The following is a 16,285-nucleotide window of genomic DNA, read 5'->3' on the forward strand; positions in this document are numbered from 1 at the left end:
ACAGGCGGGCGATTTATTCCCGTGCGCAGGTCGGTAGAAGACAGCGCTGTCTCTGAAGAGGGGTAAGTTTGGCAAGGTGGGATCGACCGCAGGCATGAAACGTTTCAGTTTGTTGCGGCAAGGATAAAGCGCCTGCTCGTATTGAGAAAGACTAAATCGAGAGATGCATCATTTCAGTTCTGGTAACAGTGACAGAACGTCGCTGCAAAAATGTCTGTGGAAACCCGATTCCCAAGGTGGATTGAGGGTGTGGTGGTCAGTTGGTTTGTCGTGGCAAGCGGGCTTGCCCCGCGTTGGGGCGCGAAGCGGCCCTGATCAATGAGAAATGCGGTGTATCAGGCACCGCTCATTGACTGGTTTCAGGGCCGCTTCGCGGCCCAACGCGGGGCAAGCCCGCTCGCCACAGGAAGTACTTTTGCTACAAAAAACTGATTCCAAAGGCGGGCGTTAGAAAGTGGTACGCACACCAAATTGCACACTGCGCCCCGGCGCCGGCGCGATATCGCGCAGGATCGAGCTGGCATACCGCACGGTCTGGTTGGTCAGGTTTTCGCCATTGACGAACGCCAGCCACTGGCTGGCGCCGACGTTGAAGTGATAACCCGCACTCGCGCCCAGGGTGGTGTAGCCATCGGTGCCGCGCTCGTTACTCGGCACACGCCCCTGGCCCGCCGCATGTTCGACGTCGATTCGCGCCTGCCAGCGGTCCAGTTCCCACAGCAAACCGCTGTTCACGCGCAGCGGCGCGATGCGCGGCAAGGCCTCGCCGGTGTCCAGGTTGGTTGCGCGGGTGTAATCGCCCGACAGCTCCAGCGCAAACTTGCCGTAGGCACCTTCGCCGAGTTTCCAGTGATCCTGGGCTTCGAAGCCGGCGAAACGTGCACGCACACCCGAGTACCTGTACTCAGGGATGCCGCCCGCGTCCTCGTCGCCGTCATCGTTCAGCGTACGACCGGTGCCCAACAACCCGATGTAATTGGAGAAGCGGCTGTAGAACACCCCGAAGCTGCCCTTGTGGGTGCCATTGTCGAAACGCAATGCCAAGTCGCTGGACACGGCTTTTTCTTTCTTCAGGTTGGCATCGCCCAACTCATAAGTGCCGGTGGCGACGTGGGCACCGTTGGCGTACAGCTCGTAGAAGGTCGGCGCGCGCTCGGTGTAGCCCAGGGTCGCGGCCAGGGACCAGACCGGCGTGAGGCTGTACACCGCGCCGGACGACAGGCTGCCGGCGGTGAAGTCATTGGTTTGGTCGGCATTGGTGAAGCGCGCATTGCCCTTGGCGTCCGGGTCGACGCTGGTGTGTTCCAGGCGAGCGCCGAGGCTGAGTTTGAGGCGCTCGGTGGCCTGCATTTCTTCGAGGATAAACAGGGCGCCGGCGTTGGTGTCGGTCTGCGGCACGAAGGCCTCTTCGCCCAGGGCCGAGAATTCGTTGCGGGTCACCTGCGCGCCGACCACGCCATTGAATGGGCCAATCGGCTGATGGCGAGCTTCTACGCGCGCCTCGTAACCCTTGTTCTTGAACACCGTGCCGGTTTCGCCTCCTTCGATTTCGCGGTGTTGGTAGTCGGTGTAGCCCGCGTCGAGTTTCACCGAGGTGAACGGGCCCTGCAGGTTACGGATCTCGGAGGCAAAGGCGTAGTGATCCTGCTTCATGCGGATGCGCACGTCCTGCTCGGCAGGTGAGCCGTAGTTTGCATCGTAGTTGCTGTAGGACAGGCCGGCGTAACCGTCGTCCCAGGTGTAGGAACCGCCCGCCGCGCCACCGTCCTGGCGCCCGTCGCTGTTGCCCAGGCGGCCGTTTTTGCCGGGGCCATCTTCGGTTTCAGGGGCGTGGCGGCTGCGCGCAAAACCGGGAATTTTCAGGTCGTTGAATTCCCGCGCGTTCGCGTCCAGGTGCAAGGCGAAGGTGCCGTTGCCGGCCTCCAGTTTGCCGGCGCTGCTGCGGGTGGTGTCGGCGCCGCCGTAGCGCAACTCACCGGCACCGTGGATGCCTTCGATGGCTTCGGTGGGGATGCGGTTGTCGAAGGTGTTGACCACGCCGCCAATGGCGCTGCCGCCGTACAGCAGGGCGGCCGGGCCGCGTACGATTTCAATGCGCTCGACGTTGACCGGGTCCAGCGGCACGGCGTGGTCGTAGGACAGTGACGAGGCATCCAGCGCGCCCACGCCGTTGCGCAGGAGGCGAATGCGGTCGCCATCCTGGCCACGAATGATCGGCCGGCTGGCACCCGGACCGAAGTAGGACGAGGACACGCCCGGCTGCTTGTTCAGGGTTTCGCCGAGGCTGCCTTTTTGTTGCAGGGTCAGGTCATCACCTTCCAGCACGGTGGTCGGTGAGGCGAGCTGTTCGCTGCCCAATGGATTGCCGGTGATGACTTGGGGTTGCAGTTCCAGGGCATGGGCTTCGGAGCAGATCAGCAGAGCGGCGGCAAGCGGGGTCAAGCGCCAGAGAGAAGAGAGGGACATCGAACATTCCTTGGCAAAACGGCACAAAAAAGAGAAGGCTGAAACGGTATCGGGTCAGTTACTTTTGATATTTATCGTTACAATATAACATCTCTTTTTTCGCTGAAAAGGGGAACTTTTCTCCGACGTCTATATTCAATGCAGTGCTTCCACCTGTACGCCCCGTCGGCTAAGGTGCGCGGCTGTGTTTCCTCTTATTGCAAAAGGCCCGGCATGACCGCGACAAGCAACGACCCGCTCCACGGTGTGACCCTGCAACACGTCCTCACCACCCTGGTGGAACACTACGAATGGGCAGGCCTGGCCGAACGCATTGATGTGCGCTGCTTCAAGAGCGATCCGAGCATCAAGTCGAGCCTGACGTTCCTGCGCAAAACCCCATGGGCGCGGGAAAAAGTCGAAGGGTTGTACGTGAAGCTGATGCGTACCAAACGCCCACTGGACTGAGCCCATGAAGCGTTTCATCGCGGCTGCGGCACTGGCCGGCTGGGCAGGGTTGGCGATTCAGCAATACCTGATTTTCGATTCGCGCTGGACGGCGGGCGCCAGCCTGCTGGGCGGGTTAATCAACTTTTTCAGTTTCTTCACGGTGCTGACCAACACCCTGGTGGTGGTGGTGCTCAGCTACGCGCTGATCAGTCGGGATTCAGCCGCCAAGCGGTTTTTCCTGGCGCCCAGGGTCAGTAGCGCGATAGCTGCGAGCATCGTCGTGGTGAGCCTGGCGTACAACCTGCTGTTGCGGCATTTGTGGAGCCCCACGGGCTTTCAGTTCGTCGCCGATGAATTGCTGCACGACGTCATGCCGGTGCTGTTTGTGATCTATTGGTGGCGGTGTGTGCCCAAGGGCACGTTGCGTTTCAACCACATCGGCGCCTGGGTGATCTACCCGTTGGTGTACTTCGGCTATGTGCTGCTGCGCGGGCATTTGCTCGGGCAGTATCAGTACCCGTTCATTGATGTGGACACGCTTGGTTATCCACAAGTGTTTGTGAATGCCGGGGGAATTCTGGCGGGGTTCATCGGGATTGCGTTGGCAGTGGTGGGCCTGGATAAGTGCTTAAAGCCACCGCGAAACTAAATGTGGCAGCGGCGAGCCCGCTGCCACATTGTCGACCTCGATCGGCTTACTCTTCTTCGCTGCCTTCTGCACGCCAGTAACCCACAGCCTTGAGGAACGCTTCATTGACCTGATGGGTGTCCAGCAGCACGCGGCGCACTTGGCGCGACAGCTTGGTTTCTGTCGCCACAAAGCTGTACAGCGAGCCGCTCGGCAGCGTCAGTGTGCGAACGGTCTCTAGCAGGTCGTCCTGACCGCGTATCACCCAGATCACCTGCACATCCGCGGCACTGTTCAGCGCCTGCTGTTCTGCGGCATTGGCGATTTCAATCACCGCCAGCACCTTGCGGCCCGCCGGTAATTCTTCCAGGCGCCGGCCGATGGCGGGCAGGGCGGTTTCATCACCGATCAGCAGGTAACTGTCGAACATATCCGGCACGATCATCGAACCGCGTGGCCCACCGATATACAGGTGCTGGCCAACCTGCACCTGCTCGGCCCAAGTGGAGGCAGGGCCATCGCCGTGCAGCACGAAGTCGATGTCCAGTTCACCGGTGTTCAGGTCGAAACGCCGTGGCGTGTAGTCGCGCATGGCCGGCTGTGGGCCCTCGCCCTTGATGCTGAAGTTCGGGCTTTCCAGCGCGGCCTGTTCGGCGGCGTTCTGCGGGAACAGCAGCTTGATGTGGTCGTCGCTGCCCAGGCTGATAAAACCTGCCAGCTCGGGCCCACCCAGGGTGATGCGGCGCATGCGCGGGGTGATGTCGGTCACGCGCAACACTTCCAGGCGGCGGCGCTTGATCTCGTGGGTGACGCGGTGGATGGCTTGCGTATTCATTGAGCTTTCCCATGGACTGGTTGAACGGCCGGGCCGTCGACAATGGCTTGGGCGGTGCTGTTGAGCAGGGCCGCGACACGCGCGATTTCTTCCGGGCTCCAGCGCCCGTGGTGCAGCTGCAAGGCATGGCGCAGGTTGTGCACCGCTTCATGGATTTCGGGCGGGCGATCATGGCCGCGCAGCGAGCGTTTGCTGACGTCGATGCGCATGCGCACGCCTTCCAGGGCAATCGCCTGCTCACTTAAGGAAAGACGACCGGCGTCGGTGATTGTGTAGCGTTTTTTTCCGCCTTCGGTATCGCCGGTCACCAGTTCGCTTTCTTCCAGAAAGGTCAGGGTCGGGTAGATCACGCCGGGGCTGGGGCTGTAGGCGCCATCGAACAGGCCTTCGATCTGGCGGATAAGGTCGTAGCCGTGGCAGGGCTGTTCGCCGATCAACGCCAGCAGCAGTAATTTCAGGTCGCCGGGGGCAAACACGCGTGGACCACGGCCGCCGCGTTCACGGCCGGGGCGTTTTTCAAAACCATCACGGCCATCACCGTGATTGCGTTGGTGGGGATGCTCTCTCATTTTGGCTTTCTCCGTTTGGGTTAAGATATAACTTAAGATATATCTTTAGGCGGCGAAAGGCCGAGGCGACCAACGGTCGGTGAGCAGCCGTTTGGTCTTTTCAAGAGAGCGTTCAGATGTGTGAATTATATTTAGAGTTGATGCTCAACTTTTTTGCGCCGATGTTTATCCGGAAAGTTACTGTTGTGGTACTGTTCTGACGGACTTTGTTCCACAGCAAAGTTTCGAATATAGATGTGTAGTCCTGTTCTTACAGAGCAATTAAAAGTTTTGGCAATGTGCCATCTTTTTCCCTCAAGCCTTACTAATTAAAGCCACAGCTCTATAAGAAATGGCGGGCATCCTGGTTATTTGAATTGCTTGATCATTACCGTGCTTTTCAAACATTGATGAGCGCGTAATGCCCTTCGCACGTTGTGCAGTGTCTTGTGTTCAACGTTCAGCGATATAACTCAATGCAAATAACAGGTGTCGACTATGTTCAAGAAGTTCGCAATTGCTGCCCCTTTGGCTGCCATGGCGCTGTCCTCCATGGCGTTCGCGGCCGGTGAGGCCAATCACACTGTCAATATCAAGGCGAGCATCCCGACCACCGTGTTCCACGTGCAGCCGCGCGACCCTAACTGGGGCCGTGACGAGGCCATGTCGTATAACCTGGCCAATGGTGAGTTGGCGTCGTTGTCCGCGGTCTACGACATGCGCAACACCAACGGGTCTATTCACGCCTATATCGACGGCGGCCCGGCAGTGCTGTTCAACGGTGATGCCACGCAAAACATTCCGCTGACCGCCACCTTGAATGGTGTGGTGCTCAGTGGCACGCCTCAGGAAGTTGTCAACGAAGCTGATTCCACACCGGGCCTGGGCGCCGTACTGCGTATCGACGCCGCCAAACCTTCGGCGAATCAGCGTGGCAATTACACCAGCGTTATGCCGCTGGTATTTGACGCGGTGCTGCCAGCTCTTTGACGTCAATGAGTGCCCCTTGAGCCTCGCGCTCGTGGGCATCGCGTCAGCAGGCCGGCCGGTTGTTCAGGGGCCGCCGGCCTGATTTTCATTCTTGTCATTTGGCATTCAGAGTATGTGTTCATGTTCCCGATGACTCCCATCGCGGCGGCGCTTGCGCTTTTTTTTTGTATGGGTGCCCTGGCGGCGCCGAATTCCGGTGTTGAAAATCCTGGCAGTCTGATCGCTCAGGCCCAAGGCTTGCCCACTGGGTTCAGTGATCACTTCTTCGATGTACCGCTGGCCGTGCGGGTCGACCTTGACCAGCAGTTACTCGGCGAGGCGTTAATCGTGTTGTCCCGGGATGACCGCGTAACCCTGCTCGAATTTACCGACGTGGGCGACAGCAAAGTCCCACTGGCGACCCGCGACACCTGGCAGGCCATCCTTGAAAAGGGTGTGGCGCTGGGCGCGTGCAGCCAGGCGTGCCCCGCGCAGATGCTGTCTACCCACTACAGCCTCGAGAGCTCGCAGCTTTCGATCATCACGCAAAACGTCGAACACGCCGATGACGCCCCGCGCTACTACGCGCAGCCGGAAGGCGGCAGCCGTGGCTTGATCGTCAACAATCAACTGAACCTCAACGGCGGCCAGGACGAAGACCTGGGCGGGCGTTACGGTTTGCAGGCGAGCGCCAGCCTGGGCAATTGGAGCCAGGTGTTCAACCTGCAGCTGGCCCGCCAGAGCGGCGACGAAGAGCACCTGCGCCACGCGATCCACGAGCTGTATACCCAGCGCGAGCTCGAAGGGCGTTTTCTGCGCCTGGGCCATTTCACGCCCAATTCCGATGGCCTGACCCGACAGCTGCGCAGTTTTGGCGCCAGCCCCGACACGGCCCTGGGCGTGATGTACGGCAGCTCCGACACGTTGGCGATCAACAACGCCAAGGCCAGCGTCTATCCGATCTACGTCACGGCCAACCGTCAGGCTTCCGTGGAGATCTACCGCAATGGCCTGCTGCTCAACAGCCAGTCAGTGGCGGCCGGCCTGCAGACGCTCGACACCCGCCCACTGCCCGGCGGTATCTATGAGGTGGAAGTGCGCCTGGTGGAAGACGGCATGACGGTCAGTACCTCTCAGGAGCTGGTGTACAAACCGAGCAACTGGCGTAACGCCGACGACCGCTGGCGCTACAACGTGTTTGCCGGCAGGGAAACCAAGTTATTCAGCAACTGGGACGACCAGGCCTCCGGCGCCATCACCACCGGCGCTTCCGTCAATTACCTGTTGCACCCGCGGGTGATTCTCGGGTTGTCGGCACGTGAAGTGCGTGAGCAATTGCAATACGGCGGTTCGGTGGACTGGACCGTCGCCAACAACACCAGCGTCTACGCCAACGTGTATGAGACACAGGAACACGGCACCGGGATGGACCTGCAGGCGCTTTATACGCTGGGCACCACCAACCTGGTGTTCAGCCACAACCGCAGCTGGCTCGACACCCGCGACACCTATGACACGCTGCCCGACGGCACGCGGTTGCGGCGCAATACCTTTGTCGGCGAAACCAGCAACACCGCGTTGTCGGTCAACCACCGTGTCGATGCGCTCAACTCCTGGAACGTGCGCCTGTCCCACAGCCAGGGCAATGTCGTGGGCGCCGGCCTGGACCTGGGCTGGAACCGGCGCAGTACCCTGATGGGCAGCGACGCCAACTGGCGCTTCTCGGCGTTCGACCGGCCGGGCACCAACGGCACTGACGATCAGCGCAACCGTGGCATCGACGTGACCTTGAGCCTGGCGCTGGGCACCGACGGCCGCCAAGTGTCCGGCAGTGTCGGCACTCGCACGGCGCGTGATGGCGGCCGTGACAACAATGCCTCGGTCACCTTTCGCCAGGACCTCACCGACCACCTGCTGCAAAGCGTTTCGGCCACTGCCATCACCGACACTTATGGCGTTGGCCTGTCGGGCACGGCCAGCTTCAGTACCGACACGGTCAGCGGCGATGGCTTCCTGCAGCGCAGCTCGTTCAACAATAAATTCACCGGCGGCCTGAACCTCAACAGCACGTTCGTGGCCGGCGCCGACAAGGCGTTGCTCACCAGCCAGTACCACGGCACGGGCGCGGGCATGATCATCGATGTCGAGACTGACCTCGACGCCATCACCCTGCGCGCCGATGACTTCAGTGGCGGTGGCGCGGTCTTGCGCCCCGGTCGCAATTTTGTGCCGCTGGCCGCCTACAAAAGCAGCAGCGTCAACTTCGATTTCGACGGCAATCACCCGCCCGCCGCCAACATCCAGCCGGCGCGCACTACGTATCACTTGAACAAGGGCGGGGTGGACTACCGCAAGGTCACCGTGCTGAAAACCGTGTCGGTGCTGGGGCGTCTGCTCGATGCCCAGGGTCGGCCGCTCAAGGGGCATCACGTGATCAACCACGCCAGCCGTGGGGTCAGCGAGGTAGACGGGTTCTTCTCGATGGAAATGAGCGCCAGCTCACCCACCCTGCAAGTGCGCTACCAGAACCAGTTGCTCTGCCAGTTCCGCCTCGACCCGGCCAACGCCCCGAATGAAAACGATGTGCTGATGATCGGCGACCTGCGTTGCACCCCCGACACGCTGGCCGAAGCCAACTTCAACGTGGAAACCGCCGGCTGATGGCTGCCCGCACTTTTGAACCGGAGAATGTATGAAGTCAGTCGCTGCAATCAGAAGCGCCTTGGGGCCGTGCCGTGTGCTGGCCCTGATCATGGGTTTGTTCAGCACACCGGCGCAGGCGTTTGTCGAGGAAATTACCGCCGTGTTCCGTCCCGACCCGGGCAACCCGATGGTCAACAAATTCGAGAACACCACGCCGGAAAGCGGGATTTGCCCCGGGCATATTCCCGCGCGGTGCAAGGAGATGAATATTTTCACCATTCGCAGGCCCTTCTCGGCGGCGTCAAGCGGGCCCGTCCTGGCTTATGCCGAGCCGCGCAAAGGCGCTTATTTCAAAGTGCCCTCGGCCTGGCGAGACCTGCAGGTCACCCACCAGGCGACCGGTGAAACCGAGACGGTCCAGATGCGTATTGCCGGTGTGGGCGCGCGCTGGGATGTCACCTACCCACCGGGAGTCAGTGGTTGGGCGACGACAGGCATGCCTCAGTGGTCTTACTACTGGCAGCATGCGCCAGCGCCTTGCCAGGGCGTGAATTACCTGGCGGCCTCGCCGTCCTTTGCGTTGTTTTTCTGGATCGTTCCCGAGAATGCCGGTGCCTGCAGTGTGACGGCCGGCACTGACATACCCTGGATGTACTACAGCAATTTTGAATACGCCTACGAACTCAGGACCCCGAACCCGCTCAACATGAGGTCCGGTGATTACGCCGGCAGCCTCACCTACACCTTCGGGCCAGGCGGGGATTTCGACATCGGCGATGTGATGCAAACCAGCGAAACCGTCGCCACCTTCAATTTTCGGCTGAGCGTGGAACACGCGCTCAAGGTCGATATCCCGCCCGGTGGCAACCGTGTCGAATTGATCCCTCAGGGCGGCTGGCAAGCCTGGCTCAACCAGGGGCGGGCACCGGCGCGTTTGTACCGCGACCAGACGTTCCGCATCGCCAGCAGCTCGCGTTTCAAGATGCAGCTCGAGTGCTCGATCGTCATGGGCAACACCTGCGGGCTGCGCAATGCCGAGGGTGATGAAGTGCCGCTGCAGGTCGCGGTGACCTTGCCCAGCGGCCTGGTCGATCAGTACGCCCAAACCGTGAACAAACTCGCGCTGCGCCTGGATGGCGTGGGCAGCGAGCTGTTTCAGCCGTTGCATTACATCAATGACCGGCCCGGCACCCTGCACTTCGAAGTGCAGCGAGACGACATGAGCGAAATGCTCAAACGGCCCGGGAGTACCTATTCGGGCGTGGTAACCGTGGTCTGGGATTCGCAGGTCTAGACGGCCATCCGCATTCCCGGCTCGTGGGTATCGCGCGGGCCGTGTTCAATTAACGAGGCGTAATCAAACATGAAACAGGCAGTGTTATCGATCGGGTTGTTGCTTTGTGCTCTCGGCGCCCAGGCGGCCCCGGCGATCAACGTCGGGGTGGTGTATGACTACCTCGAGCAGGATCGCAGTTCCTATCTCAAGCGCGTGTCCAACACCGGCACGAGCACGGCGTTCATCCGCGTCGATGTACTGGAGATCGTCTACAACGCCGATGGCACCCATCGCGAGGTGCCGGTTGCATCGCTCACCGACAGCGATGGCAATACCACCCGGCGCGACGGCCTGATGGCGAGCCCGGCGCGGCTGATCGTGCCGGCCAACGGGCGCCAGGGCACGCGCCTGTTGTACATGGGGCCGAGGGACAAGGAGCGTTATTTCCGCGTGCGCTTTATTCCCGTAGTGCCGGAGAAGGACGATAACTTCGCGATCACCGACGAAGAACGGGCCGACTACAAGGACAGCCTCGCGGCCGGAATCAACGTCATGGCGGGTTACGGCACGGTGTTTTTCGTGCGGCCCAAGGCCACGCGTTTCGATACGCAGATCAACCAGACAGGCAACCAATACCAGTTGCGTAACAACGGCAACAGCGTGGTGGTGCTGGATGAGTTTCGTGACTGTTCGCTCACCGCAAAAAGCGACTGCCTGCCGACCACCAAGCATCACATCCTGCCCGGGCGCCAGTTGGTGTTCGAGAAAAAAACCGACCGCACCTACGGCTTTCAGCTGATTGAAGGGCAGAACAAAAAACCGGTCACGGTCAACAGCAACGGGTGATGACGATGTTCAAACAACTCACAAGGCTGACGCTGTTTGCAGTGCTGCTATTGGTGGCCGCCCAGGCCTGGGCGATTGAGTCCCGTCACGCGTTCGATGTCTCGGTGACGATTCCGGTGCACGAGGCCTACGTGCTGCCTTCCGAGCCCGATTGGATGGGGCATGATCAAGTGCTTGCCTGGAACCTGGTGACCTCCGAGCTGAGCCGCCTGCGCAAGAATTTTGATGTTAAAAACCTCACCGGCGCGGTTGCCGCGCGGCTGGGGGCCGAGCCCTATCTGCAAAGCGGCCACCAGCGGATTGATCTGCAGGTGCTGTTCAACCAGGTGCCGCTGACCCTTGAGAGTACCGAAGTCGTCAACGCCGCCGAGGCGCGCGTGGGCCGGCGCGCGGAGTTGGAAATCGCCGCGATCAAGCCCGTCGGCGGGTACGTGGCCGGGGAGTATTACGGCACGGTGCACATCGTGTTCGACTTCCTCGCACCTTGAGTTGACCGTGCACCGGTAACGGTTGACCGCCACTTGCCCAGAGGCACGCATTCGCTGGCTGGTTTTATCGAGTCACCGACCCGTTTCAAGCGTCGAGACGGTGGACGGAAAAACCTCCCCGCGCCACCGTCACCTTCTTCAACGGGAACGGTTGCTGCGCCCCGTCGCGTCGCTGAGCGCCCGGCGGGTCAGACGGCGCATCCATTCCTGTTCGTTGTAGCCCAGGTCGTTGAGCAACCGGTTGTACTGCGCGTCGTCCATCGGCTTGGCGGTGAACACCACACTTTCGGGCACTTGCACCGCCTCGGCCAAGTGCTTGAGCGCTGCGCGAAGGCGCTCGCGTTCGGGCTCCGGCAACGCCTGGGCATTGGCCCATTGCGCCTGCGCCGTTTGCAGATCATCCAGCGCCAGGAAGCGCTCGCCGAACTCGCGCTCGTTGTCACGGTACTGGCTGTCGTAAGCGTCACGCAGGTGCTGTTCCCACCAGGGTTCGAGCAGCATCTGGTTGACCAGGCCGTCGCCCTCATCCAGCTCCAGCACCACGCTGTAGGCTTGCTCGATCTGGGCAGCGCTGACAGCCGCGTTGACCCGGTAAAGCATGTGATCACTCAGCCAGGGCAGGTCGAGACGGCGGGCGAGCGCGGTTTGATAGGCCAGGTGAATATCCACCTCATCAACCTCGCCGGGCACCCCGTCGCGCACTTGCGATCTGAAGCGCTGCCCAAGGCCCCCTTCGGCCACCGGGCGCAGGCGTCGGGCGATTTCCTGGCCCACGGCCTTCGCCAGTTGTTTGAGGTGGGCGCTGCCTTTGGCCAGCGTGACGAGACGGCTTTCCAGCTCAGCGGCGGTTGCGGTATCACGGCGGATCTCGCTGACCATGACCTCGATCCCCATTTCATTGAAAATCTGCGCCCCGGCATCCGGGCACAGGCCGGGAAAGCTCGCCATCTTGAACAGGCGCTCACGCAGTTCGGTGTCTTCATGGGCTGCCCACAGCAGGCGCCATACCTGCTGGGTCAGCAGTGGGCGGTTGACGGCGTAGCGTTGGCGGTCGGCGTCAGTCTCAAAAACGCCTTCGATCTCCAGCGCTTCAATGACTTCGAAAAAGCCTTGGGAACCCTGTTCCTGCTCCACTGCCTGCCACAGGGCTTGAGCGTCCTGAAGATCGGCGCCTTGCAGGCCCTGCGTCCAGAATGCGTTGTGACCGAGCGGCTCATACGTGCGGTTGGGATCAAGGCCTGCGGCCACGCGCAAAGCTTCATAGCGCAGGCGTTGCTCGTCCGGCAGGGTGCGCCGATCCAGGCGTGCGCGGGCCACCACTCTGCCTTGCGCGGAACCGGCTGCGACCTCGGGCAGGCGGTTGATCCGGGTGCCGCGCAGGTCGAGTACAAAGGCGTCATTGCGCGGGTGTGCGAACAACCCTTGGGGCCAGGTAGCCAGGCGCGTGCCGCGGAGGTAAAGCAGGTGCAACCCGGGCATATGGCTGATGTCGGGCGCCAGGGTCAAAGGGTTGTTGCTCAGGTCTAGGCTCTTCAGGCGCCGCAGTTTTTTTAACCGCGTCACGTCCTCCGCCGTCAGTGCAAGTCTGTTGCCTGCCAGTTTCAACGCCTTGAGAAAACGCATCTGTTCCAGCGCCTTGGGCACCTGCGTGAGGCGATTGTCAGCCAGGTTGAGGCCGCGCAAGGAGGGGAAGTGCTTGAGGAAATCACTGTGGCGTTCGCCGAAGCCGCACTGGCTGGCGTCCAGAAATGTCACGTGCTCGAAACTGGCGCTCAGCGTCGGGAGCCTGGGCGGCAGGCGCAGGCCTTTGAAGTTGAGTGTGGCACCTTGCTGGACAGCACCGCGGCCGTCCGTGAATTCAGCAAACCGGTCACCCCAGCAACGCATGATCCGATGGGCCAGGTGCTTTCTGGACACCCTCGCTTCGTAGTCATCGGCGGCGTCCGCGACGCCGAGGATGAGCGAGTTCTGCCAGTTCATCAGGTCCACATGCAGTTGCTGTTTTTCCACCACCAGCGTGTTCAGGGTATGGCGCAGTTGTGCCTGGGGAATGTCCTCCAGAAATCGGTTCAAGCGTGCTTCGCTCAAGTGTGGAAACAACAATTGCAGGGTTTGCCGGGCGTGCTCGGTATGGGTTTGGGCGGGTAACGCCGAGCAGCGGCTGGCCGCCGGGCCACCCAGCAGGCGGCTGGTTTCGCGGCCCTGGACCATCGGCACGGGAGGTTGCGCGAGGACTTTGCGACGCTCGGCCAGGGACGTCATGCGCTGTTTGAGCCAATGCTTGAGCGCTTGACCTTCGCCCGTTTGCATACCCAATGCGTCGCGCCGGTCAGCGGGCAGGGCTTGCAGGATCGCCTCGTAAAGGTCGATGAGCGCTGACGGCCGTGAAGTCAAAGGGTCGAGCACTTCATAGCCGCGCGCCTTGCGAATCAGCACGCGTGTGGTGTCGGCAGTCGCCGGCCCGGCTTCACACAGCACGCGACCTGTCACCGCCTGTTCGCGGATTTCAATGCGCAACCGAGCAAAGGTGTCGCTGTGAAACTTCAAGGTGTTGAGCACCAGTCTTTCGGTCGGGGTCGGCAACGGCGAAGGCCAGTCAAACCCCTGGAAGGCCAGCACCGACTGGTTGGCAAAGCCTAATTCACGCGCCTGGTTATGCAGGCGCAGAGGCAGTTGTCGTTGGGCAAGCGCCTGGCGTTCCTCGCCGGTGGCGCTGCCGAGCAGGGCAAGGGCTGCGTTGGAGTCCAAGTACTCGAAGGGCTTGCGCAGGGTCGCAAGGCTGGGCTTGTCGGTGATTTCGCGGGTCTTGTAGACCTTGTCGGCAATCTCGGGGGCGTAGCTGAGCACCCGGTCGGCCAATTGATCGCGCAGGGCGGTGAGCCGAAGGTCCTTGGGGACGTCGCCGTTGAGCAAGTTGCGTATTGCGGCGTCGTCGAGAAAAGCCAGTACTCGTTCAGGCAGGGTCCCGGACAACGTCTGAGACAGGCTGAGGGTCAGGGTGCTGGCCTGGGTTGCGTTGACGTTGCCGAAGGTGAGGGCCGGTCCCGACAGATCATCATTGAGGCAGACCTTCAGGGCGTTGTCCTGCGGCCACCCGGGCAGCTCGGTGATGAGCTGCGGGAACCAATCCGATGACGGCCCGTTTGGCAGCGGCGTGCCTGCACGAACCTTGCGGCTGATGGCTTCGGGATAGCGCTGGGCTTCAAGGCGGCCAAGGCTGGCGGCGAGCAAGGGGGGCAGGGGCTCGTTGTAGAGGTGCATCGCGCGCAGCACGCCTTCATCGGTGCCACTGGCAATGCGCAAGTCGGCCAGTTGCTGGTCGCTGAAGTCTTTTACACGCGGGCCAATACGGCGCATCAGGGTCTGGCTGTCCCAGCGTTGCGGCTGCTCGCCTTCGTGCAAAAACGCGCCGTCGGCATTGAACCTTACCCAGGGCTGATACGCCTGTTCACGTGTTGGGTGCACCACGCGATGCTCGTCGGCCTGGGCATCGTGGCGCACGTGATAGTGCCGGTCCTCCAGCGGCAACAGGGTTTTGTCCGTGGGCCCCTGCGGGCTGGGTTGGGCGTAGGGCGCAAGGTCCGGGTTCCACAATTTGAGCGTGCCGTCGGCCTGTTGCACCGGGTGCAGGCCTTCGACAAACGCCGACAGTTTGAGGCGCGCGACCTCGCCGATTTTTCCCGCGCCGGCAAACAAGGCGAGCTGAATCAGGTTTTCAGCTACGCCCAATACATGCTCGCCAGCTTCCTGCACATTGCCCTGGGCCCAATCGAGGAGGCCTTCGAAAACGTCGTCGCACAGTTGATAGGCGCTGTAGGCCAACATCAATTGGCCCACCACCGGCACGAACGGTGTGACCACCAGCAAGGCCGCATTGAGGACGTCCGAGAGTATCTGCTCGAGGTTGTCCCACCAGGCCCAGCGTGCCAGCCGGTCGACGTAGGCAGTGGATACCGCCAGCTCCCGGGCGTCGTTGACGATCTTGTTGAGCTTGACCCGGTGCAGGTAGTTCCACGGGTCGTCTCGCGCAGGGTTGGCGGCGCGGTTGGGGTGATCCCGGTCAATGTCCACCAGGCGCAATGGCAGATGTGCACGCGATTGCAACCGCGAGAAAAACACCCCGCGCTCGGCGTGCGCCACGAATTGACTGAAAAACGCCTGATACGCCGGGCCGCTGTGCAACTGACGCGTCAGCTCTTCGACGAAGGCAATCGGCGAAGGGTACTGCTTGAGCGGATGCTCGGGGTCCTGGGGCACCCAGGCAATCAACCGCCCAAGGGCGGAGCCCTGCGCTGCAGGCGTGGCGAACAGCATAATCCCGCTCAGTTCGCACTCAGCCAGGCTCAGCGTATGACACCTCAGGGTGTGGCCATCGAGTGACAGGCCCAGTGGTGTGTCGATGAACTTCAGCAAGGCGTGATGGGCGTCGTTTGCCAGATGACCGCTGTGCAGGCCCAGGTGCGCACTGCTGCGCAAATCCGCCTTGAGCTGGCTGACCACTTCGTCGCGCACGGTGCGGGCCAGCGCCGGCTGATCGAACCCCAGCGCGCTTTGGAGCCGGGCCTGGTAAAGGCCGCCGATGTCCAGGGATCGACACACGGCCTTGAAGCGCTGCGCCGTCAGTATCGGCCCACCGGGCCGGCCACGTATCGTCAGGCTGTCGCGCTGACCACGGGCGTCTTCCGGGCCCAGGAAGGCGTGGTCGACGAAGGTGTCGCCGGCGGCGAAGTTATGCAGGGCCATGTCCAGCAACGACAGGGTTTTGCTTTGTACGCCTCGTTTGACGTTGATCACCCACCAGGCATTGGACGCGTCTACGTACACCCGCAGCCAGGTGTTGCGTACATCGACCTCGCCGTAGTGCGTGAACAGCGCTCGCTTGAGCAGCGGCTCGGCAAAGGCGCGCAAATCGTTGAGCGGGCCGAGGCGTTTGTCCAGCGCTGCCTGGGCGTGCCAATGGTCAGCGACGGCGCGCTTGAGTGACACGTGCTGCGCCGGCGAGGTCTCGAGGTAAGGCGCCGCAGATGCAAGACCCTGGCGTTTGAGCGCGCCAATTCGCGCCGCTGTGGTGCCCTTTACCCAGTCGGGCAACGCGTTCTGGATCAACTCGAAATGACGGCCCTGGAACGGCAGGGCGGAGGAATCGGTAGGCATGGT

The 16,285-nt window shown here is 61.7% G+C and carries 11 protein-coding genes; 7 read left to right on the forward strand and 4 right to left on the reverse strand.

Annotated elements, in window-relative coordinates:
• Nucleotides 1-447 precede the first annotated feature (447 nt).
• Nucleotides 448-2,466 (reverse strand): TonB-dependent receptor, encoded by a 2,019-nt coding sequence (locus tag ABWL43_RS05520; RefSeq protein WP_404487068.1) that lies wholly within the window; start codon nucleotides 2,464-2,466, stop codon nucleotides 448-450.
• A gap of 213 nt (nucleotides 2,467-2,679) precedes the next feature.
• Between ABWL43_RS05520 and ABWL43_RS05525 the strand changes: the two genes are divergently transcribed.
• Both ABWL43_RS05525 and ABWL43_RS05530 read left to right on the forward strand, forming a co-directional pair.
• A complete protein-coding gene (locus ABWL43_RS05525) occupies nucleotides 2,680-2,913 on the forward strand; it encodes a VF530 family DNA-binding protein (RefSeq protein WP_048720273.1) in 234 nt (77 codons plus the stop codon).
• 4 nt (nucleotides 2,914-2,917) lie between these two features.
• The gene (locus ABWL43_RS05530; protein ID WP_145161446.1) at nucleotides 2,918-3,544 is read left to right on the forward strand and encodes a Pr6Pr family membrane protein; all 627 of its coding nucleotides are present in this window, start codon (nucleotides 2,918-2,920) and stop codon (nucleotides 3,542-3,544) included.
• 46 nt (nucleotides 3,545-3,590) lie between these two features.
• Here the strand turns inward: ABWL43_RS05530 and ABWL43_RS05535 are convergent, their stop codons facing one another.
• The gene (locus tag ABWL43_RS05535) at nucleotides 3,591-4,358 is read right to left on the reverse strand and encodes a siderophore-interacting protein (protein WP_262210552.1); all 768 of its coding nucleotides are present in this window, start codon (nucleotides 4,356-4,358) and stop codon (nucleotides 3,591-3,593) included.
• The gene (locus ABWL43_RS05540; protein ID WP_145161452.1) at nucleotides 4,355-4,927 is read right to left on the reverse strand and encodes a PadR family transcriptional regulator; all 573 of its coding nucleotides are present in this window, start codon (nucleotides 4,925-4,927) and stop codon (nucleotides 4,355-4,357) included. Before ABWL43_RS05540 ends, ABWL43_RS05535 begins: the two co-directional genes overlap by 4 nt.
• A 477-nt stretch (nucleotides 4,928-5,404) precedes the next feature.
• Between ABWL43_RS05540 and ABWL43_RS05545 the strand changes: the two genes are divergently transcribed.
• The 5 genes from ABWL43_RS05545 to ABWL43_RS05565 all read left to right on the forward strand — a co-directional run bounded on the left by ABWL43_RS05545 (nucleotide 5,405) and on the right by ABWL43_RS05565 (nucleotide 11,128).
• Nucleotides 5,405-5,896 carry a CS1 type fimbrial major subunit gene (locus ABWL43_RS05545; RefSeq protein ID WP_106579440.1) on the forward strand — a complete coding sequence of 164 codons (492 nt, stop codon included), beginning with the start codon at nucleotides 5,405-5,407 and terminating at the stop codon, nucleotides 5,894-5,896.
• Nucleotides 5,897-6,016: 120 nt separating this feature from the next.
• Nucleotides 6,017-8,536: a TcfC E-set like domain-containing protein gene (locus ABWL43_RS05550; protein ID WP_404487072.1), complete on the forward strand. Its 2,520-nt coding sequence runs from the start codon at nucleotides 6,017-6,019 to the stop codon at nucleotides 8,534-8,536.
• 31 nt (nucleotides 8,537-8,567) lie between these two features.
• Complete coding sequence (locus ABWL43_RS05555; RefSeq protein WP_404487074.1) at nucleotides 8,568-9,812, forward strand: hypothetical protein; 1,245 nt, start codon at nucleotides 8,568-8,570, stop codon at nucleotides 9,810-9,812.
• Nucleotides 9,813-9,881: 69 nt separating this feature from the next.
• Nucleotides 9,882-10,640: a molecular chaperone gene (locus ABWL43_RS05560; RefSeq protein ID WP_242194465.1), complete on the forward strand. Its 759-nt coding sequence runs from the start codon at nucleotides 9,882-9,884 to the stop codon at nucleotides 10,638-10,640.
• Nucleotides 10,641-10,645: 5 nt separating this feature from the next.
• Nucleotides 10,646-11,128 carry a CS1 type fimbrial major subunit gene (locus ABWL43_RS05565; RefSeq protein WP_369300888.1) on the forward strand — a complete coding sequence of 161 codons (483 nt, stop codon included), beginning with the start codon at nucleotides 10,646-10,648 and terminating at the stop codon, nucleotides 11,126-11,128.
• Between the two features lie 138 nt (nucleotides 11,129-11,266).
• Here the strand turns inward: ABWL43_RS05565 and ABWL43_RS05570 are convergent, their stop codons facing one another.
• Complete coding sequence (locus tag ABWL43_RS05570; RefSeq protein ID WP_404487077.1) at nucleotides 11,267-16,282, reverse strand: dermonecrotic toxin domain-containing protein; 5,016 nt, start codon at nucleotides 16,280-16,282, stop codon at nucleotides 11,267-11,269.
• Nucleotides 16,283-16,285 lie beyond the last annotated feature (3 nt).

The organism is Pseudomonas sp. HT11 (assembly GCF_044875395.1).
Classification (GTDB): Bacteria; Pseudomonadota; Gammaproteobacteria; order Pseudomonadales; family Pseudomonadaceae; genus Aquipseudomonas.